Below are 19594 nucleotides of genomic sequence, written 5' to 3'. Positions count from 1 at the left end.
GCCTGGCGGCCAACCGCTTCACCAACTGCTCGGCCTTGCGCAGGAATTCCTCATAGGCCGCCGTATCCACCCGACTCTGCTTGATCAGATCATCGAGCAGCTTGGACATCTGCGCGTAGAACCTCGGGTCAGTAAGCTGCTCGCGGATGATCGTCTTGCGGACGTTGTTGATGATCCCCTCGGCGATGGCGTTCTTCGAGAGCTTGCCCTTCGCGTTCAGCTTCCTGGCGATGGCATCGTGGATGCCGGTCTCGATGATCAGCTCGGTCAGCGACATCTCGCCCAGTTCACCCAGTTCGACCGCCGGATCAGCCTGGATGTAGGTATTGATGAGGTGGCGCATGTCAGCCTCGAAGGGCTTGATGTCCAGTTCCTCGCCGGAGTGTCTCTTGATGGCTGCGCGAATCTCGGCGTAAAAGGCGACGTCCTTTTGCAGAACCGCCACCTCGGCGTCGGAATAGCTCGCCTCGGTCAAATCCTGCGCGAGGTCGGCGAAGGCCCGCGCAAAGAGCGCCACCGCCTTGTAGAAGGAAATGCGCAGTGCCTCCGTATCGTTCAGCGCGTTGGGATTGGCGGCATCGCCACAGAAATAGTGCAGGAACTGCTCCACCTCGCGCGGCAATCCCACCGGCTCGCAAAGGTAGCTCAGCGCCTGGCGAGCGTCGTCGAGCTGCTTCCTGCCTTCTTCCAGCCAGTTCTTGAGATGCACGTTGTTGTTGCCACCGTTCCCCTGTTCGATGTCCAGCTCGTCGGAGTTGTACACCGCGATGGCCTGCTGCACGTCGCCGAAAAGCTTCTTGTAGTCGACGATGTGGCCGTAATCCTTGTCATCGCCGTCGAGCCGGTTGGTGCGGCAGATGGCCTGGAACAGATTATGGTCGCGCAGTTCGTTGTCGAGGTAGATGTAGCTACAGCTCGGCGCATCGAAGCCGGTCAGCAGTTTGCTCACCACGATCAGCAGCTTCAGGTTCGCCGGTTCCTCGATGAAACGGCGCTTCGCCTCGTCCTCGTATTGCCTGGTCGTCTGGCCGCTCTTGAGAACGTGCCGGGTGTAGGTGTCGAACTTGTAACGCTCGTCGCTGTTCGGCGGCTCCCTGGAAATCGCATTCGCGTTCGGCTCGAAGGAGGTGACGATCCCGCAGTAGGCTCCGAAGCTCGCGTTCTGGAACAGGCGGAAGTAATGGCAGGCGTCATGGATCGAGGCGGCCACCAGGATCGCCGTGCCCCGGTCGTTGTTCAGGCGCGGCTTGAGGGCAAAGTCGCCGATGATGTCGGCAATGATCTCGCGCTTGCGTCCCGCCGCGCTCATCAGCTCTTCCATCGTTGCCCAGCGTTTGCGCACCAGCGCCTTCTGGAAGTTGTTCAGGTTCTTGGTCTTCTGCTCGAACCACTCGTCGATCTTCTTCTGCGACGTTAATCGCTCGGGCACGTCGCGTGCCTCGTACTTGAGGTCAAGCACCACCTTGTCAGCCACCGCCTGGTGGAATTTGTAGGTGTGGATGTAGCTGCCGAACACATCCCGCGTCAGCAGCCTGTCCTTGCGCAGCAGCGGCGTGCCGGTGAAGCCGATGAAGATAGCTTCTTCCAGCCAGCGCTTCATCTGCCTGTTCATGTCGCCGCCTGGCTGCGGTGGCACTCATCGACAAACACATAGAAGCGGCCTGCCACCTTCGGCGCCGGCCCTTTCAGGTCGGCCACCTCGAACTTGTGGATCAGAGCGCACAGCAGGCGCGGCATGGTCGCCGCCAGCTTGTCGACGAACTCCGCCCGCGAGGTAATGCGTGGTGAAGGCGAGCTCTCGCCGATCACCCCGGCATTCCTCATCACGCCGACGATCTGCTTGTCCAGCTCGTCGCGGTCGGTGATGACGAGAATGCGTGCCTCGGGGTCGTGCTCCAGCAGCCACTTGGCAACCAGCACCATGAGGATGCTCTTGCCGCTGCCCTGGGTGTGCCAGATCACACCGCCCTCGCGCCTGGCCATGCGCTCCTGTGCCGCCTTCACCCCGGCATACTGATGCGGTCGCGGCACTTTCTTCTGGCCGGCATCGAAGATGATGAAGTGGCGTATCAGGTCGAGCAGCCGGGCCTTGTTGCACAGTTGCGCCAGCGGCCGGTCGAGCAAGGCACCGGCCTCGGGTAGCGCAGTCCCACCGGCGCCGACCTTTTCCTCGTCCTTCCATTCCACGAAGAATTGCTCAGGCGTGCCGGTGGTGCCGTAGCGCAATCCCTGTGCGTCGCTGCCCGCCAGCAGCAACTGTACGGTCGTGAAGAAGCCCTTGTTGAAAATCTCTTCCTGGTTGGTGATCAGTTGCCGCACCCCGTCGGCCACCTCCACCGAGCTGCGCTTGAGTTCGATCACCGCGATGGCGATGCCGTTGATGTAGAGCACGATGTCCGGCCGCCGCTCGTAGCCGCCCTTGAGCGTCACTTCCTCGGCCAGAGCGAAGTCGTTCTCCTCGGGGTTGGCCCAGTCGATCAGATGCACCGTCTCATGCGCCTTGCCGGCGGCGATCTGCACCGGCACCCCGTAGCGCAGCAGTTGGTAGCTGCGCAGGTTGGCCTGATAGAGCGTGATGCCGGTCGCGTCGGCAGCGGTCTCCAGCTTCTGCAGGGCCGCTGCGATATGAGCAGCCGAATATCCCCACGCCGCGAGTCTGTCGCGCAGCAGCGCCGTCTCGATAGGGCGCTTGTTCTCGCGCCTGGCCCACTCACCGAGGTAGCGGTAGCCGAGAGAATCGGCGCGTAGCCTGCCGGTAAACAGGTCGATCACGCGGTGTTGCGTCGTACGTTCGGAACGGGGAATTTCAGGCATGGATCAGTCCGCCCGGTTGAGCGTCGGGGGAATGAAGCCTTCGGCGGACAGGGCACGAACAATCCCGCGCAGCAGATAGCTGTTGCTGAACCCCAGGGTGTATTGCCGCGCCCCTTCCCTGATCGGCAACAACATCCTGCGCTCGACCAGCTTCCTGATCTGGTAGGTTCGCTGCGCCGCCGACATCCCCGGCATCGCCGCAGCCAGATCGGCCGCCTTGGCGATGCCGCTCCTGGCGCCGATGTGCAGAACCCGCTCTTCGCTGGCCGTGATCAACTCCCGTTCGCGCGCGTAGGCAATGGCAGGCGCAAGCACCTTGTTACTCAGGTAACCAAAATCGGTCAGCCGATCCACTTTGCGCAGTTCGTCCAGAATGCCCTGCAACACATAGACGCACCAGGTTTCCAGCCCGTTTGGCGTGCCGGTATCGGCGCTGGCCAGCATGGCGTAGTAGCGGTCGCGATCGTTGCAGAAAACGGCGGTGGGGTTCAGCACGCGCCCGCCGGCCTTGACGTTGAAACCGTACTTGATCAGCAAGGCATAGGTCAGCAGGCGTACCACCCGGCCATTGCCGTTGCCGAACGGGTGTATCCAGCCAAAACGATGGTGCGCCAGCGCCACCGATCAGGTCATATTTCGGCGGCTGATTCTCATTGATGAACGCCGCCAGCGCCTGCATGTATTCCGGCACCTGGATGAATTCAGGCGGCAGGTGCTCAGACTGCGCAATACGCACCGGGTGCTGCCGATACGTCCCCGGCGTGGCGTCGCCCTCGCGCTCCAGCTCGCCGACGGTGATGGCGTGCAGTTCGCGGATGAAATGGTCGCTCAGGCGATCGCCGGGTTGAATGCTCTCCTCGACTTAAGTCATCGCCGACTCGATGTTCTCCATTTCCCGCAGTTGATCGGATGGCGGCTGGCGGTCGCCTCCGAGCTTGCTTTCCACATAATCGGCCAGGGTGGTGTGGTTGCCCTCGATGCGCGCCGAGCCCAGACTTTCGAGCATGTGAAAAATGTGCTTGAGCTGAAAGAAGATCGGCGCCGGCGTCGTGCACTGAAGTTGCAGGCGGCGCAGATGCTCCAGCTCGGTCAACACATCCACCAGCGGCGAATCGAGCGCCGGGTTGAGGAGAGTCAAATCGTGATGAACAAAGGCAGGCATCAGGCTCTTTGTGGAAACGGCTGAGAAGTTATCTCTAATCGACTGCAATTATCACCATAACAACAGGCTATTAGCTCATGCCTTCGCAAGACTTATCTTTGCTGAAGAGCCGACGGATGTTGACGGCAAGGGCCTGTCCAGATCCAGAAACGGCACCGCAGCCGCCCGGCGACGGTCGCGCCACCCTGCGGACTCGACGCGCTCAGAGCAGCCGGGTCCTGCCGCTGAGCAATTCCTGCATCATGGCGTTCTCGAGGGCGCGGGTCTTGTCGCGGCGTGCTTCCCGCGCCGACAGTTCGGCGTCCATAGCGGAGAGGACGGCCGCCATGACGACTTGTCCCGAAAGCACGTCGACGACGGTGATTGCAAGCTCGCCGCGCACGCGGCGAGCTTGCAAAGACTTCCTCAGCGAATGAAGCGGTGCAGCGGGATAACCTTCAGCTTGCCGGAAAGACTGCCGATGTAGGCTGAAAGCTCCTCGATGTCCTGCGCCGAAAGGCTTTCTGCCTGGCCGTTCATCAGCGCATTCTTGCGGGCGCCGGACTTGTAATCGGTCATCGCGCGCGCCAGGTAGTCTGGGTACTGGCCGGCGAGGCGCGGGATATCTTCCGAAATCGGGGTATTGAAATCAGCGCCATGGCAGGCCGCACAGACCTCGGCCTTTTGCGGCGCTGCGCCAGCCCCGGCTTGGGCCGACGAGCTGACGACGGCCAACAGAGCGATAAGTAAGCTCGCTTTCATGGTCGATCCTTTATTTCTGCAGGCTGGAATAGTAGGCCGCGAGATCCGCCATGTCCTGCTCGGACAGGCTCTCGGCGATGGCGCGCATGGTCGGATGGCTGCGTGCCCCCAACTTGTACTCTTGCAAGGCATTGACCAGGTACACCGGCTGCTGCCCACCGATCTTCGGCACGTGATACACGTGCGGCGAGGCTGTCCGGTAACCCGGAACGCCGTGACAGCCTTCGCACATCGAGGTCTTGGCCTTGGCCGCCTCGGCGTTGCCCAACGGCGTCTGCGCGAACGCTGCGCCGGCCACTGCAAACACCATCAAACCGAGAATCGTTTTCATCGTTATCTCTCAAAAAAATGGCGGCCGGAAAACCTGGCCCGCGAGCGATTCAAGGATCGGAAATTCAGCTCGGCAGTATAGGAGTGTGCATGAAGCGGCGTCAATCGCGCATTTTCCCCCGGCCAGGCTTGCTTCCTGCGGGGTGCGACTCTTTCGCACCCGACAAGGTGCGCTGAAATCACTGGCCGTCCATGGGGCGCCAGCTTGCGCTGCCTGCGGGAAACTCGACATCGTTGATCTTTTCATGCCCACGCATTGGTGCCTCCGGTGTTGTTGCCTCCACGGCCCCAAACTCGCTCGGCTGCTGCCCACCATGATGGTCAAGCATCGCAAGACGACCGCCGGACAAGGCGTTCGAGGCCTTCGACCGGCAGCGGGCGCTGCGATGGTAGCCCTGGTAAGCAACGCAGCCAATGCTGGCCAGAAACTCGCGTTGCTCTTCGTTTTCCACCCCCACGGCGATCACTCTCAGACCCAGGCTCTGGCCGAGGGCGACAATGGTTCGGGCGATGGCTGCGTCACCGGGGTTGGCGACGATATGGTGGACGAACGACTGGTCGATCTTCAGTTCGTCGAACGGCAGGCGCCTTTTCTGACCTCCCGGGCGAGCCTCTATTGTTAGCTGGTCTGGCAGGTCCTTCGCCATGCGGCGGCAGAACACATGATCATCGGCACCCTGCGCCTGTTCGGCTTCAACGTCTTTCGCAATACCTACAAACCGCTGCCGCCGGAATCCATCCTGGAGTTCTGGAATCGCTATTCCTACTACTTCAAGGAGCTGACGTGACTTCGTGGAGATTCTCGTGATTGCCACGGCCGCCGTGATCTCCAGTCACCCACCGACCCACTCGCTCACCCAATCGCCCTTTCCGCAGGAAATCTCTGTCCGTCCGGGGACTCGCCGAGATGACCTCCAGGCCCGACTTGATGCGCGAATTTTCGTATTGACGACTCCTGTGCAGGCGCCGATACTCCCTGCCCGTACGGTGGCTTCTTGTTCGCCACTGCAGCAAAAAGACGGGAACCCGCCCATCCCCGCGCCGGCACGATCGCCGCGTACAGGGCCAGGTTCTCGTGCCCCCCTCGGCATTAACGGAGATGCGACGTGATTGGTCATTTCAAGCGTTCGACGCGACGCCTGTTCGCCCTGCTTCTCAGCATTCCGCTGGTGATCCTCGCCGGCGGGCTGCTGTACATGTCCGGCATGGACCACCTGGAGAACAACCCGCGCGATTTCTGGGCCAGCGTCGCGTGGGCCTCCGAAACACTGACCACCACCGGCTACGGCAGCGACTCGCGCTGGACACATCCGGCGATGATCCTGTTCGTCATTTTTTTCGAGTTGGTCGGCATGTCATTCTATGTGCTGATCTTCCCGGTGTTCTTTTTGCCCTACTTCGAGGAGCGCTTCGAAGCGCGCCTGCCGGGAATCCTGCCGGAAATGTCCGGACGCGTGCTCATCCATCGCTACGGGCCGGCGGTTGACTCGCTGATCGAGGAACTGCGTCGTGTCGGTACGGCCGTCGTCGTCCTGGAGCAGGATGAACGCCAGGCCCGTCGTCTTCGCGATCGTGGCTACGACGTGGTCTTCGGTGCCCTCGACGAGCAACCCCGGATGCTGGCCGGCGTGGAAAGGGCGCAGGCGCTAATCACCAACGCCGACGACCACGCCGACGCGACTTTCATCATGATGGCGCGAGAACGCGGCTACACGGGAACGATTCTGGCACTCGCCGAAGAGCCCCTGCATCGTCCGCCGATGGAGAAGATCGGAGCCACCGCGGTGTTCACTCCTTCACACGTGCTGGGTGCAGCGCTGGCGGCCCGCGCCAGCTCGCGCATCAGCCCCAAGGTGGAAGGGCTGCAACTGCTCGGTGAGAGAGTCGGCATCGCCGACTTTCGCGTCCAGGCCAGCAGCCCACTGGCGGGGCAGCGTCTCGGCACGCTGCGCATGCGCGCACGCTACGGGGTAACAGTGATCGGGCAGTGGAACGGTGGCCGTTTCGCCCCTGCCCAGGGCCCGGAGACGCGTATTCAAGCTGGCGCGATCCTGGTTGCGGCCGGGGCGCACGCCAATCTGGCGAGGGTCGAACGTATGGCCACGCCACTGCGCCGTAACGGCCCGATCGTGGTCGCCGGCTACGGCGCGGTAGGGCGCAAGGTGGTGGAGATGTTGCGCGACGCAGGGGAGTCGATCATCGTCATCGACGAGCGCCCGGACGCGGCGGTCGATGTGGTCGGCAACATACTGGAGCAAAGCACTCTGGAAGCCGCCGAGGTGCGCAAGGCGCGTGCGGTTGTCCTGGCGCTGAGCAACGACAGCGCCGGGGTTTTTGCGACCGCGGTGGTCCGCGATTATGCGCCGGAGGTGCGCCTGATCGCGCGCGTGAATCTGGCGCCGAACGTCGCCCGCCTGTACCAGGCAGGGGCGGATGTCGCCCTGTCAGTGGGCCAGGTGGCCGGCCAGATTCTCGCCCACCACCTCCTGGGCGAGGACGCGGTAACGGTGGAACAACGGCTGAAGCTTGCCCGCGTCGCGCCAGGCACGCTGGTCGACGGACACCCGTGGCAAGCCGGTATCCGGGAAAAAACGGCGACCGCGGTAGTGGCCGTGGAACGTGGCACCGAGGTGCTGGTGGAGTTCAACGAGGCTTTCAAGCTGCGCGCAGATGACATCCTCTTCGTCTGCGGCACGACGACCAGTCTCGACAAATACATGCGCGAGTATCGAGCCAAACCGGCAGAGTGGCCGCCGACTCCGCCGCCGCCAGATCCTTCCTCTTGAACGCTGCGCGGCAGGCGCTGACAAAGACGCTCAGTAGTCGCCCGGTACTGCCTATCATTCGACTTTTGCGACCAGCAGGTGAAAACCGATGCGAACAAGCAGCACGGCAACAGGCAAGGGCAGCGCTTGCCGATGAAGCCGGGGAGAAATGACCAGTGCCCCTGCGGCAGTGGCAGGAAGTACAAGAGCTGCTGCCTGGGCAAGGAAACGGGAGGGCCAGCGCCTGATCGTACTGCAGGCGCCGCGCCGACGTCTTCACGTTCTCGGAGTTCTCTGAATTCTCCAAGCGCACTGAGTTCCCGCGCTCGGAACGATTTGCTGGCGATGTTCAACGGCGGCCGGTTTGCCGAGCTGGAAACGCGCCTGCGCGCACTGCTCGGACACTCGTCGCAGTCTGCTTCCGGGTTTCTCTGGGGACTGCTCGGTGCGACCCTTGAGGCGCAAAGCAAGGACGGTCTGCCGGCCTTGCAGCGCGCGACGATGCTAGCGCCGCAGGATTTCGACATCCAGACCGTGCTGGCAAGGGCGCTTGTCGAGCGCGCGCGTTTTGCCGAGGCCAGCGACGCCTTCCGCCGAGCGCTGGCGGTACAGCCGGAGAATCTGGCGGCACAGTTCAATCTTGGTGACACGCTGCGCCTGCTCGAGCGCTTTGCAGAGGCCGAAGAGCTCCTGCGCGGCGTTGTGCGCAGCGCTCCGGACTTTGTTGAAGCACTCGTCTCGCTGGCCGATACCCTGGCCGAGCGCGGGGCAGCGGCGGAAGCCGAAACCGTCTGCCGTCGGGCAGTCGCACTGGCACCCGAATACGCAACGACGCATTTTTGTCTGGGTAATATCCTGCGCAACGCGGGCCGACTCAGCGCAGCCAGAGATTGCTTCCTGGCGACCTTGCAGCTCGCACCGAACACACTGCCCGCGCTCGGCAACCTTGGCAATGTGCTGCAGGAGTTGGGCGATTTCGTTCAGGCCGAGGATTGCTACCGGCGGGCGCTGAAGTTGAACCCGGCCTATGCCAAGGCTGGCGCCAACCTGGGTCGGCTTTTCGTCGAGCAGAATCGCTTCGTCGATGCCGAAACCGCCTATCGCGACTTGCTCAGAACACAGCCGAAAAATGCGCAGATTCTTGAGCGGCTGGGCGGCGTCTTGCTCGAACTTGGCCACGCCGACGCGGCACGGAAATGCTACCTGGAAGCCCTCGCCGTCGAGCCCGAACGGACGAGCACGCGGCTGGCATTGGCGACAGCCGTGCTGCCGGTGATCGCGCAAAATAGCGAAGAAAGTGCGGCGGTACGACAGGCTTTTGCGAGTGCGCTCGACGAACTGGCGGAGTGGCTGCACGCGGATCGCGCTCGGCCGGTGGACCTTGCCAGTCTGGCCAGCGCACAGCAACCCTTCTCGCTGGCGTACCGCGACGGCAATCACGTCGATCTGCTGGCGCGCTATGGCGATCTGATCGGCGAATGCCTGCATCCGGGTGGCCCGGGTTCGCAAGTGGCAGCGCCATGCCCGCCGCGCGAGCGGCCGCGACTGTTGATCGTCTCGCATCATATCCGCCGGCATTCCGTATGGGAAATCGTGTTGCGCGGCCTGTTGCTGGATCTCGATCGGACACGCTTCGAGGTTCTTGTTTATCACCTCGGCAACGTCGAGGACGAGGAAACCCGCTTTGCGCGCGGGCAGGTCGACGGCTGGCGGGATCGGCAGACCATTGCCGACCCTGCCGGCTGGCTGGCGGCGGTTGCGGAAGACGCCCCCGACGTGATTTTCTACCCCGAAATCGGCATGTCGTCGCTATGCTATTTCCTGGCCGCACATCGGCTGGCGCCTTTGCAGGTGGCCAGCTGGGGACACCCGATCAGCACCGGCCTGGCGACCATCGACCTCTTCCTTTCCGGTGACCTGCTTGAGGCCGCCGACGCCGACAAGCACTATCGGGAACGCCTGATCCGCCTGCCCGGTAGCGGTTGTTGTACGGCCCCCTTGCCGCTCCTCGCCGAGCCCATCGCGGCGGTCGAAGCCCGCTTGAGCGGCATGCATGGCCCGCGCTTGCTGATTGCCCAGCGGGCGATCAAGTTCGACCCGGTCGATGACGCGCTTTACGCCAGGATCGCGGCGGCCACCGGCGAGAGTGTCTTCATCCTGCTGCGCGATCCGATTTCTCCCTGGGCCACCGAACAGGTCATGGCACGCCTCGAGTCGGCGTTCCGCGACCAGGGTCTCGATCCGCGCCGACATCTGCTCAGCATTCCCTGGCTCGCGCCAGCACAGTTCCTGTCCTTGCTCGATTGCTGCGACGTCTATCTCGACTGCCCGGCTTTCTCCGGCTACACCACCGCCTGGCAGGCGCTGCATCGCGGCCTGCCGATCGTTACGCTGGAAGGTCCCTATATGCGCCAGCGCCTGGCATCAGGCCTGCTCCGCAAGGCGGGCTTGCCGGACGGCATCGCCGCATCGACTGACGATTACGTGGCCATTGCCGCGCGCCTCGCCAGGGAGAGCCGTGATGCCGAGCACAGCAGCAGCCGGCGCGCCGCGATCATCGCCGCCGCGCCGTCGGTCGATGGCGACGTCAGTGTCGTGCGCGCCTTCGAGCAGTGTCTGGCAGCGGAGCTCGACGCGCTCCGCCAGTGCCGCTAACGGTCATGTCAGTCGAGATACCCCGGATGATGAAAGTCATGACCGTTTCCCTCTTCCCCGGCCCTTCTCCCGCAAGGGGAGAAGGGAGTTTCGTGAGTCGCTGGCGCGACTTTCACATTAACGGTCATTGCAGTTGCGGCCGCCCCGGATCATGAAAGAAAATTCGAGTTGGGAAGCGATGGGTAGAGGTCGCGCAAAGCTTTGGCGGCTCGACCCCGAACTTTAACGTGACCCGCTGAACCGACTCGTACCCCGGATTGCTGCCATCGAGCGCACACATTAAAAGGGCCGTTGGCGACCTGTCGCCTTCAGGCAACTTCGGTTCTGGCACCCACCGCTTCCCGCTTTCAAGTTTATTGCGAAAGGAGACGGTATGGAACTGGTTCCGATCCACAAGCGGGTCATTGGACTCGACATTCATCAAGCCCAGATCACGGCGTGCGCGATCATCGAGGAATCGAGCGGCGAGACACGCATCGAACAACGGCAATTTGGTGCCTTCAAACGCGATCGACGGGCGCTGGCGGCCTGGGCGGCGGCGCTTGAGCCTGAGGAAGTCGTTATGGAAAGCACAGGCATCTACTGGAAGAGTCCGTATGCGGCGCTGGAGGCGGTGGGTCTCCGGTCGACGGTGGTCAATGCCCGCCACGTCAAGCAGGTGCCCGGGCGCAAGACCGATGTCGGTGATGCCCAGTGGCTGGCCACCCTGGCGCGCGCCGGTCTGCTGCGTGGCTCTTTCGTGCCTCCGGCCAAACTGCGCGAACTGCGTCTGATCGCCCGGCAGCGGCAAAAGCTCGTTGGCCTGCTCTCGTCCGAGAAGAACCGCCTGCACAAAGTGCTGACCGATGCCGGCATCCGCCTGGGCGTGGTCGTCAGCGACATCCATGGGCAGTCGGCACGGGCGATGATCAAGGGCATCCTCGCCGGCCAGCCTCCCGAAGAGGTGCTCAAGCTCGCCAGCCGACGTCTCAAGGCCAGCCGCGAGGAGTTGTACGATGCCCTGCAGGGCGAATTGACCGCGAGTCATGTGTTCGTTCTCGACGAACTGTTGCAGCATATCGAGGGGCTTGAAGCGGCCATTGCCCGCTTCGACGCTCGACTGCTTGGCGAGCTGGCAAGTGAGATGAATGCGCTGGCGCTGCTGCAAACGCTACCGGGCGTCGACGCGATCGGCGCGGCCATGCTGCTGGTCGAAATAGGCAGCGACATGAGTGCCTTTGGCTCCCCGGATCGCCTCGCTTCCTGGGTCGGCGTTTGCCCGGGCAACAACGAATCCGCCGGAAAACGAAAGTCGGGGCGCGTGCGCAAGGGCAATCTCTACGTTCGCCGACTTCTCTGTGAGTTCGCTCACGCCGCCAGCCGGACCAAATCAGCGTTCCAGTCCAAGTTCCAGTCGCTGATCGTTCGCCGTGGTCACAAACGGGCCATCGTCGCGCTGGCTCACAAAATGTTGCGCACCATCTTCTTCATGCTCAAGCGTGGCGAACACTACCGGGATTCCGCCACCAACTATGAGCAGCTTTCCGTACAGCGCAACGCTTCTCGCTGGATCAAGGCTCTGACTCGCTTCGGCTTCATCCCCGCAGCCGCTTGATTCACGACAACCCTTTTGCATGACCCCAGGCGGTCAGGGGTTCCTGCGCCTTCCAACGAGCTTCTTTCGCATTAAGGAAAGGCAAGAGCCATGCGCGCAATCGGGAATCTTCTCTGGTTCATTTTTGGTGGCCTGGTCATGGGCCTCGCCTGGTGGCTCGTTGGCCTGATCGCCCTGCTGACCATCGTCGGCATCCCGTGGGCCAAGGCCGCCTTCGTGATGGGGCAATTCTCCTTCTTTCCCTTCGGCAAGGAAGCGATCAGTCGGCAAGAGCTCCACCAGCAAGAGGACATCGGCACCGGCGCGCTCGGCATGCTTGGCAACGTCATCTGGTTTGTCTTTGCCGGGGTCTGGCTGGCGATTGGCCACCTCACTTCTGCGCTAGCGTGCTTCCTGACAATCATTGGCATTCCGTTCGCCATTCAGCATCTGAAGCTTGCCGGCATTGCGCTGGCGCCGATCGGCAAGACCATCGTCACCACGGAGCTTGCGGACGCGGCGCGGGCGACCCAGGCGAGCGCCACAGTGGCACAGTGGCACAGCTTCGCAGCGATGCTTAGGCGATTTCTGTCAAAGAACCTACCATCTTGCTTGTCTTTTCGCCCGTCTTCTGTGTTACGACAACAGTTACACAGTTCGACCATGCGCCTGTTGTCGCGCCTTGAAGCCGACCGAAAATCCGGCGCAATCTGGTACGTTCTTTTCCGGCAATCGCCTTAGAACTTGTCCGGGCTCACCAACGTGCAAACTTAAGCAATCGGCGAAACAGGCCTTTTAGGCGGCGCTCACTACTTTCGCGTCACCATCGCGTTCATACTGCGTCTTTTCTCGACCCTCAAGAGGAATGACCATGACCGTTTGCCCGATTGCCATCGTCGCTGGTTGCCAGAAATGCCCAGCCTTCAAGATCTGCCCGCTCAAGAGCGTACTCGGCGATCAGCCGGGTGCCGGCGAGCAGGGCGCCACGAGCAGTAGCGCAGCCGCGCAGGAAAAGAACGGCAAGAAGTAAGCAACCGCCGACTGAGCAAGGATAAAAACCTGGCGTCGCACCGCGCTGCCGGCGCGGGATAGAATTCAGCCATGACAGCAAACGACAGCAATGAAGAGAGCGAAGCCGAGCTGCCAACGGCGGTGAATGAGCCGCGCCTGTGGATCAATAATGGCTGGACCGCCCGCGTCATCAAAAACGAAGACGGCGAAGGATGGGCCGTGGAAATGATCAAGGAAGGCGAAGCCGAGCCCGCCCTGGTCGGCCCATGGACCATGGGTCGCGACAAGAAGAATCCGAAACCGCTCGACGTATCGGCGTTCAACACCCTGGTGAAAACCGCGTCGGAAGTCCTCCGCCGCCACGAACAGCAGCTCTACGCGCAGTATCACAAGAGCATCACGATAGACGCCCCTTCCGGGCGAATCAAAGTGACGCTGGACATCGTTCCCGACGAATACGATCCGCATGCCCTGCTCGGCGCCTGTGACGATTTCGGCGAACAAATGGCACAGGTCCGGGTATCGCCTGGCTTCAAGCTCACCATGAGCAGCGCCAGCGCCTGGATCGACAATGACTTCCGCCGACCGGGCGCCTGAGGGCTGGCTTGCCCGCCGCGGCTGCGCGGGGGAGCCATGACCATCGGACTCATCGGCTTGATCAAGCACTCCTCGACCCGTGCCTTCAGGAACACCTGAATGCTCAGACTGTTGCACACCGCCGACTGGCAGATCGGCAAACTCTTCGGACAGTTCGAGCCTGACCAGGCGGCACTGCTCGCCGACGCTCGCTACAAGGCCGTTGAGCGCCTGGCGACACTGGCCAGCGAACAGGCCCTTGACCTGGTGCTGGTCGCCGGTGATGTTTTCGACGCCCAGGGCGTTGCCGACCGGACCATCCACCGCCTGTTCAACGCCCTGGCCGCCTTTTCCGGCCGCTGGGTCATGCTGCCGGGAAACCATGACGCCGCGCTCTCCGAATCGGTGTGGACCCGCGCCGCACGCCTGCACGCGATTCCCGGCAAGGTCACGCTGTGCCTGACGCCCGAGCCCCTGCTTCTGGAAGAGCTTGGCGTCGCGATCCTGCCCGCGCCGCTAACCCAGCGCAACACCTTCAGCGATCTCAGCGAGTGGTTCGCCAGCGCCGAAACGCCGCCGGAAATGCTGCGCATCGGCCTCGCCCATGGCAGCGTCCAGGGAATCCTCGCCGAGGCGATCGACTCGGCCAACCCCATCGCCGCCGGCCGCGCCGAACAGGCGGGGCTCGACTACCTGGCCCTCGGCGACTGGCATGGCACCCGCCAGGTGGACGCACGCACCTGGTACAGCGGCACGCCGGAGAGCGATCGCTTCCGCGCCAACCAGTCCGGTCAGGCGCTGCTCGTCGAATTGGCCGGAAGGCAAGCACTACCCGCGGTGACGCCGCTGAACATCGGACGGCATTGCTGGCGATCGGATGCCCTGACGCTGCAGGTGCCAAGCGATGTCGAGCAGGCGCTGCAGCATATTGCGAAATTTTCCACCGACGACGTCGTGCAGCTGAGCCTCTCCGGGCAGACCGACCTGGCCGGCCACCGCCGCCTGCGCAACGCCATTGGCCAAGCCGAGGGCCGCGTGCATAGCCTGCTGGCCGACCTTTCCGCGCTGCGTCTCGAACCAACGGCCGACGACATCGACGCCCTGCAAGCCGACGGCTACCTCGGCGAGGTCGTCGACGAGCTGCGCACGCAGCAACAGGGAAGCAACGCAGAAGTCGCCCGCGACGCCCTGACGCTGCTGGCCGGAATTCTCGACGAGCGGCGAAGAGACGCTGGAAGAGCGGCCAATGCGGAGGCCAGCGTGGGGGCTAGGGCAGGGACCGCCGCGGATCCCGGCGCAGGCACCAGAGCAGGCGGTCCTGCGGGCATCATTGCTGGCGGCGCCTTGTGAAGCTCAGCCGCATTCGCATCGAACAGTTCCGGCAGTTCCGGCAGGCGCTGGAGATCCGCGATCTCGACGCCGGCATCAACCTTTTCACCGGCGCCAACGAAGCGGGCAAGAGCACCATCGTCGCGGCACTGCGCGCTGCTTTCTTCGAGCGCCACCGCTCCGGAAGCGTCGATGATTTTCGCCCCTGGGGCGATTCGTCGGCATCGCCCAGCGTCGAACTCGATTTCACGCTTGGCCACCAGGATTACCGCCTGACCAAGAGCTTCCTCGGCAAGAAGCGCTGCGAACTGCAAGCCGGTAGCCAACACCTGGATGGTGCCGACGCCGAAGACCACCTCGCCGACTTGCTCGGCTTTCGCTACGCCGGACGTGGCGCCAGTGCCGCCGAACACTGGGGCATCCCGGGCCTGTTATGGATCCCGCAGGGCGGCGCGCAGGAGGTCCGGGAAGCGGTGGCGCATGCCACTGACCATCTGCGCAGCGCCCTGAACGAATCGCTTGGCGAAGTCGCCAGCAGTGGCGGCGACGAAGTGATGGCCACCGTCGAGGCCGCACGCAACGAATTGCTCACTCCGGCGACCGGCGCTGTCCGCGGCATATACGCCGTAGCCATCAGGCACGAAGCCGCTCTGGCAAGCGAGCTTGACGCACTCACCACCGCGATCGCCAGCTACCGTCAGAAGGTCGATAGGCTGAGCTCGCTGCGCCGCGAACACGCGATCGACGAAGACGAGAAGCCCTGGCTGCACTTTCGCAAAGAGCATCAGGCGGCCATCGACAAACTTGCGGCCATCCAGCGCATCGAAGAGACACAAGCCGCCGAGAAGCAGCGCGCCACCCAGATCGATGGGCAGATCAAGCTGCTGCGCGAACAACTCGCCAGTTTCGCCGCCCGCAAGCAAGAAGCCGAGACGCGGGCGACAGCGCTCGAAAAAGCTCGCCAGGAACAGTCGAGCAACGCAGCGCTCGTCGTGCAGTGCTTGGAGAAACGCGTCGAGGCGAGCGTGCGTTACGAGGCTGTGCGCGAGATCTTGCGCCTGGCGCGCCAGGAAGACACGCGCCGCAGTCTGGCGCGAGAGCTCGACGAGATCCGGCAGAAAGCGGCAAGCGCGGCGATCGCTCTGGCCAAGGCCGAGGCCGAACAGACCACCCTGCTCGAACGTCAGCGTCTGGCAGCCGCCGCGGAGATCAGGCCCGCCGACCTTGAAAGTCTGCGCCAGCAGCACCGGCAGATCAGGGAACTGCACATCCACCGGGCCGCTGCCGCAACCCGCCTGCGCTTCACCCTCGACGACGAACGCCGCATGGTGATCGGCGACGAGTCACTCAGCGGCAGCGGCGAACGTCTGCTGCTCGCAGCAACAGAAATTACCCTGCCCGGCTTCGGCAAGCTCGAGATCGCGCCCGGCGGCAGCGACCTCACGCAACTCGGACGCCAGGAAAGCGAACTAAGCGACCGCCAAGCGGCGCTGTTGCAGCGGCTGGGGCTCACTTCTCTGGACGACGCCGAAGCCCGCCAGCAGATCTACAGCGAGCGACTCGGCGAAGTCAAAACAGCCACCGCGACGCTGAAGGCCCTGGCCCCCAAGGGGGGCGACGCGCTGCGCAGCGAACTGGCCAGCCAACAGGCGCGCGGCGGCGACGTCGAAGCCAAGTTGCGCCAACTACCGCCGGCCGTCGACGGCTCCTCCTCCGCCGCCGCCTTGCCATCGGTAGGCGAAGCGGAGGCGGCCGAAGAAGGCGCCGGGAAATCACTGACGCAGATCAGCGAGCAGCTGCACCAGGCGCAGCTCGCCGCAGCCAACGCCCAGACAAACTGTGAATCGGCGGCGCGCGAACTGGCCGCTGCCAGAGCGCTCCTCGATGCCCCCGACCGCGCGGCACGCGAGGCAACAGCGAGTCGTGATCTGGTGGACGCACTCGCCGAGCGGAGCACCCTGACTGCCCGCATTGCCGCCTTGCAGCAGCAGGTCGGCGAAGCGCGGCCGGACATCCTCAAGCAGGATGTCGAACGCTTCGGCAAGAGCGCCGAGCAGCACGAAAAGCGCTTCGGAGAGCGCCGTGACACGCTCTTGCGCCTGGAAGTGGAGTTGCAAGCCGCCGGCGCGCAAGGCCTGGAAGAGCGCAGCGCCGAACTGGCGCGCGATCTGGCGCAAGCGCAGCGCCGCGGCGAAGAACTGCGTCGGCGTGCCAGCGCCCTCGACCATCTCCTGCAACTGCTACGCGACAAACGTCGGGCGCTGACCCGCAAGCTGCAGGCACCGCTGCAAAAACACCTCAACCGCTACCTGCAATTGCTCTTCGCCCAGGCCAGCCTGGAAATCGACGAGAACCTCAGCCCCGGCCCGCTGACCCGCGTAGGCGCCAAGGGCAGCGAGTCGGGCGCCTTCGAAGCGCTGAGCTTCGGCGCCCGCGAACAGATGGGCGTCATCAGCCGCCTGGCCTACGCCGACCTGCTGCAGGAAGCCGGCCGCCCGACACTGATCATCCTCGACGACGCCCTGGTGCACAGCGACGACGAGCGCCTGGCGCAGATGAAACGGGTCTTGTTCGACGCTGCGACGCGGCACCAGATCCTGCTGTTCACTTGTCATCCCGCGAACTGGCGCGACCTTGGGGTCGGAGCCAGGTCGCTGGAGACGCTCCGGGCGGCGTGCTGAGGAAGCGAGAGGAGCAAGGCCGTGGCTACAGACGAGGCCGATGCGGCAACCTTGCACCCGCTCAAGCGATGCGCACCGCCGTTCCGCTGACCGCCACCATCAACATTCCGTTGGTCTCGCCAAGCACTTCGTAATCAAAATCCAGTCCGACAACGCCGTTGGCGCCCATCTCCTTGGCGGCCTCGATCATGTCTTCCAGCGCCGCATCGCGGGCGCCGGAAAGGGCGCGCTCGTAGCCACCGGCACGACCACCCACCACGTCGCGAACCGACGAGAACAAATCCCTGAAAATGTTGGCGCCGATGATCGCCTCGCCATTCACGACACCCAGGTATTTCTCGATGCGCATACTGTCCGTTGCCGGCACCGTCACGAGTAAGAAATCCTTGTCCGCCTTCGAAAACCAGCCCATGCTGCCTCCTTGGTCAATCCTGCGTTGTTGAATCGATAGCGGAGAAAGCCTCACGGCCTCCGCGCACCCATTGTCGCCGGAGGAGTGGGATGGGTATCCGGCGCTTCCACTATTGGCCAGCGGAGTCACGGAGGAAGGGACTCACCTCTGACCCCGCGACACTCTTCCGCGGTTCTGCTCGAAGCTGCGGATGGTATGACCTGCCCTCATGTAATGTACCCCAAATCGGCGGCCGATCTCGAGCATCGCCGCTCGCCACGGGAAGTCACGCTGGTCGCAGAAGCAGCCTCGGCAGAGCATCTCGTGACCGAGGGCGAATCATGCCTTGTGGCGCGGAACCCTGTCCGCATGGCGGTCGGCGCGGCCCAGGAAGGGTCAATGGCGACGGAAATTGAGCCTGCCCGGCTTCTTTTCAAGAGCAGTCCACAGCGCTGCGCTTGCCTGCTCTGGCTGCTTGCGCGCTATCATGGTGCGCTCCGCAGGCCTTCTGCCGCGACAATCATGCGCCGCATGGCAGTCGGCAGCCGCACGAACGGCGTGGCGCGAAGGCTACGACAAGGCAGGTAGCTAGCGAATGCAGATTCTCGGTTTTCTTCTCGGGCTTGCCCTCAGCCTCGTTTCGGCGGGCGTCCAAGCCAACATCTATGGTTACGTCGATGAGCATGGCGTGGCGCATCTTGCCACGGAAAAAATCGACGCCCGCTATAAACTGTTCGCGCGCGGCGATGCACTACAGTCGTCTTCCTCGCCGGTAATGGACGCCGAAAGACGCGCGCTGCTGCGCTATTTGTCCCGACATCCCAATCTGAAGAAATTCGAGCCTTTCCTGAAAGCGGCGAGCAAGGAATTCGCCGTCGATACCGCCTTGCTCAAGGCAGTCATGGCGGCCGAATCGGGTTTCGATCCCGCTGCGATTTCCCCCAAGGGAGCCATTGGCCTGATGCAAATCATGCCTGCCACTGCCGAGCGCTATGGCTTGCGCGCTGACCAGCAGAAGACCATTGCAGAAAAGCTGACCGACCCGGGAACCAATATCCGTTTGGGCGCGCGCTACCTGCGTGACCTGCAGCGCATGTTTCCAGATCAGCAAGACCTGGTGCTGGCTTCGTACAATGCCGGCGAAGGCGCCGTCCAGCAGTACAAGAACACCATTCCGCCGTACCCGGAAACTCGCAATTACGTGCAACTGGTCACGCAGATCTATCAGTGGTATCAACCCACGCCAGCGACACCAAGACTAAAAGCCAGCGTCTTCAGCACGGGAGTCAAGAGCAAGCGCCTGTCCATGACCATTCCCGCAAAAGGCGCGAAAGAAAACAAGGTCGACTAAATCAGGGCGGCGCTTCATGGCGCGCGGAACCAGGCAAGTTTGCCAATTTTGCCAAGCTGTCGCAGCTTTCGACACGGGCGATGCCCATTGAGCGCCTGTCCTCTAACCTACCCGCTGCTTGGCGGTTCGCCCTGCTCGCAGTTCGCCTTCCGGAAGCAGTTCTTCTTTCCCCTTTCTCCGCGGACAGCCCAAGCTGGCCAACAAATGGCGGCCAG

Annotated in this window: 13 protein-coding genes and 5 pseudogenes; 11 read left to right on the top strand and 7 right to left on the bottom strand. The window is 63.2% G+C overall.

The genetic code is table 11. The features are described from left to right. Positions 1-7: 7 nt before the first annotated feature. The 6 genes and pseudogenes from QZ648_RS11245 to QZ648_RS11220 form a co-directional block, all read right to left on the bottom strand. A pseudogene (locus tag QZ648_RS11245) lies at positions 8-2814 on the bottom strand (type I restriction endonuclease subunit R); the annotation flags it as partial. A 3-nt stretch (positions 2815-2817) separates the two neighbouring features. Continuing rightward, positions 2818-3976: pseudogene (locus QZ648_RS11240) on the bottom strand (Fic family protein). Positions 3977-4178: 202 nt separating this feature from the next. Next, positions 4179-4373, bottom strand: a complete 195-nt coding sequence (locus QZ648_RS11235; protein WP_248595605.1) for a hypothetical protein — start codon at positions 4371-4373, stop codon at positions 4179-4181. An 8-nt stretch (positions 4374-4381) separates the two neighbouring features. Continuing rightward, entirely contained in the window at positions 4382-4717 is a 336-nt protein-coding gene (locus tag QZ648_RS11230; protein ID WP_169068236.1) for a cytochrome c, read from the bottom strand. A gap of 10 nt (positions 4718-4727) precedes the next feature. Beyond that, on the bottom strand, positions 4728-5048 hold the full coding sequence (locus QZ648_RS11225) for a cytochrome c (protein WP_211203851.1): 321 nt from the start codon (positions 5046-5048) through the stop codon (positions 4728-4730). Positions 5049-5368: 320 nt separating this feature from the next. Next, positions 5369-5637: pseudogene (locus QZ648_RS11220) on the bottom strand (EAL domain-containing protein); the annotation flags it as partial. Positions 5638-5709: 72 nt separating this feature from the next. On the opposite strand from QZ648_RS11220, the gene QZ648_RS11215 reads away from it, so the two are divergent. The 10 genes and pseudogenes from QZ648_RS11215 (at position 5710) to QZ648_RS11175 (ending at position 17637) form a co-directional block, all read left to right on the top strand. Next, a complete protein-coding gene (locus tag QZ648_RS11215; RefSeq protein WP_291997068.1) occupies positions 5710-5835 on the top strand; it encodes a hypothetical protein in 126 nt (41 codons plus the stop codon). A 318-nt stretch (positions 5836-6153) separates the two neighbouring features. After that, on the top strand, positions 6154-7833 hold the full coding sequence (locus QZ648_RS11210) for an NAD-binding protein (protein WP_291997067.1): 1680 nt from the start codon (positions 6154-6156) through the stop codon (positions 7831-7833). A 132-nt stretch (positions 7834-7965) separates the two neighbouring features. Continuing rightward, positions 7966-8031: pseudogene (locus QZ648_RS24950) on the top strand (SEC-C metal-binding domain-containing protein); the annotation flags it as partial. 126 nt (positions 8032-8157) lie between these two features. Beyond that, the gene (locus QZ648_RS11205) at positions 8158-10467 is read left to right on the top strand and encodes a tetratricopeptide repeat protein (RefSeq protein WP_291997066.1); all 2310 of its coding nucleotides are present in this window, start codon (positions 8158-8160) and stop codon (positions 10465-10467) included. Positions 10468-10840: 373 nt separating this feature from the next. Continuing rightward, positions 10841-12061, top strand: a complete 1221-nt coding sequence (locus tag QZ648_RS11200) for an IS110 family transposase (RefSeq protein ID WP_291997065.1) — start codon at positions 10841-10843, stop codon at positions 12059-12061. A 90-nt stretch (positions 12062-12151) separates the two neighbouring features. Next, positions 12152-12565, top strand: a pseudogene (locus QZ648_RS11195) (YccF domain-containing protein); the annotation flags it as partial. Positions 12566-12911: 346 nt separating this feature from the next. Then, positions 12912-13070: a hypothetical protein gene (locus tag QZ648_RS11190; RefSeq protein ID WP_291997064.1), complete on the top strand. Its 159-nt coding sequence runs from the start codon at positions 12912-12914 to the stop codon at positions 13068-13070. Positions 13071-13141: 71 nt separating this feature from the next. Beyond that, positions 13142-13648, top strand: coding sequence for a hypothetical protein (locus QZ648_RS11185; RefSeq protein WP_169066745.1), 507 nt, complete (start codon positions 13142-13144; stop codon positions 13646-13648). A 99-nt stretch (positions 13649-13747) separates the two neighbouring features. Next, positions 13748-14977, top strand: coding sequence for a DNA repair exonuclease (locus QZ648_RS11180; protein WP_291997063.1), 1230 nt, complete (start codon positions 13748-13750; stop codon positions 14975-14977). Then, positions 14974-17637, top strand: a complete 2664-nt coding sequence (locus tag QZ648_RS11175; RefSeq protein ID WP_291997062.1) for an AAA family ATPase — start codon at positions 14974-14976, stop codon at positions 17635-17637. The genes QZ648_RS11180 and QZ648_RS11175 overlap by 4 nt, the downstream gene beginning before the upstream one ends. A 61-nt stretch (positions 17638-17698) precedes the next feature. Here the strand turns inward: QZ648_RS11175 and QZ648_RS11170 are convergent, their stop codons facing one another. After that, complete coding sequence (locus QZ648_RS11170; protein WP_169066748.1) at positions 17699-18049, bottom strand: heavy metal-binding domain-containing protein; 351 nt, start codon at positions 18047-18049, stop codon at positions 17699-17701. 574 nt (positions 18050-18623) lie between these two features. Here QZ648_RS11170 and QZ648_RS11165 point away from each other — a divergent pair. Continuing rightward, positions 18624-19379 carry a lytic transglycosylase domain-containing protein gene (locus tag QZ648_RS11165; RefSeq protein WP_291997061.1) on the top strand — a complete coding sequence of 252 codons (756 nt, stop codon included), beginning with the start codon at positions 18624-18626 and terminating at the stop codon, positions 19377-19379. Positions 19380-19594 lie beyond the last annotated feature (215 nt).

Source organism: Candidatus Accumulibacter sp. ACC012 (assembly GCF_907163155.1).
In the GTDB taxonomy this organism is placed as follows: Bacteria; Pseudomonadota; Gammaproteobacteria; order Burkholderiales; family Rhodocyclaceae; genus Accumulibacter; species Accumulibacter delftensis.
Note: the sequence above shows the minus strand (reverse complement) of the source record. Positions and strands in the feature narration are given on the sequence as shown.

Excerpts from the sequence above, each read along its gene's own strand:
- QZ648_RS11230 (WP_169068236.1), bottom strand. The coding sequence starts at position 4,717 with ATGAAAGCGAGCTTACTTATCGCTCTGTTGGCCGTCGTCAGCTCGTCG.
- QZ648_RS11225 (WP_211203851.1), bottom strand. The coding sequence starts at position 5,048 with ATGAAAACGATTCTCGGTTTGATGGTGTTTGCAGTGGCCGGCGCAGCG.
- QZ648_RS11215 (WP_291997068.1), top strand. The coding sequence starts at position 5,710 with ATGATCATCGGCACCCTGCGCCTGTTCGGCTTCAACGTCTTTCGCAAT.
- QZ648_RS11205 (WP_291997066.1), top strand. The coding sequence starts at position 8,158 with ATGTTCAACGGCGGCCGGTTTGCCGAGCTGGAAACGCGCCTGCGCGCA.
- QZ648_RS11200 (WP_291997065.1), top strand. The coding sequence starts at position 10,841 with ATGGAACTGGTTCCGATCCACAAGCGGGTCATTGGACTCGACATTCAT.
- QZ648_RS11190 (WP_291997064.1), top strand. The coding sequence starts at position 12,912 with ATGACCGTTTGCCCGATTGCCATCGTCGCTGGTTGCCAGAAATGCCCA.
- QZ648_RS11185 (WP_169066745.1), top strand. The coding sequence starts at position 13,142 with ATGACAGCAAACGACAGCAATGAAGAGAGCGAAGCCGAGCTGCCAACG.
- QZ648_RS11180 (WP_291997063.1), top strand. The coding sequence starts at position 13,748 with ATGCTCAGACTGTTGCACACCGCCGACTGGCAGATCGGCAAACTCTTC.
- QZ648_RS11170 (WP_169066748.1), bottom strand. The coding sequence starts at position 18,049 with ATGGGCTGGTTTTCGAAGGCGGACAAGGATTTCTTACTCGTGACGGTG.
- QZ648_RS11165 (WP_291997061.1), top strand. The coding sequence starts at position 18,624 with ATGCAGATTCTCGGTTTTCTTCTCGGGCTTGCCCTCAGCCTCGTTTCG.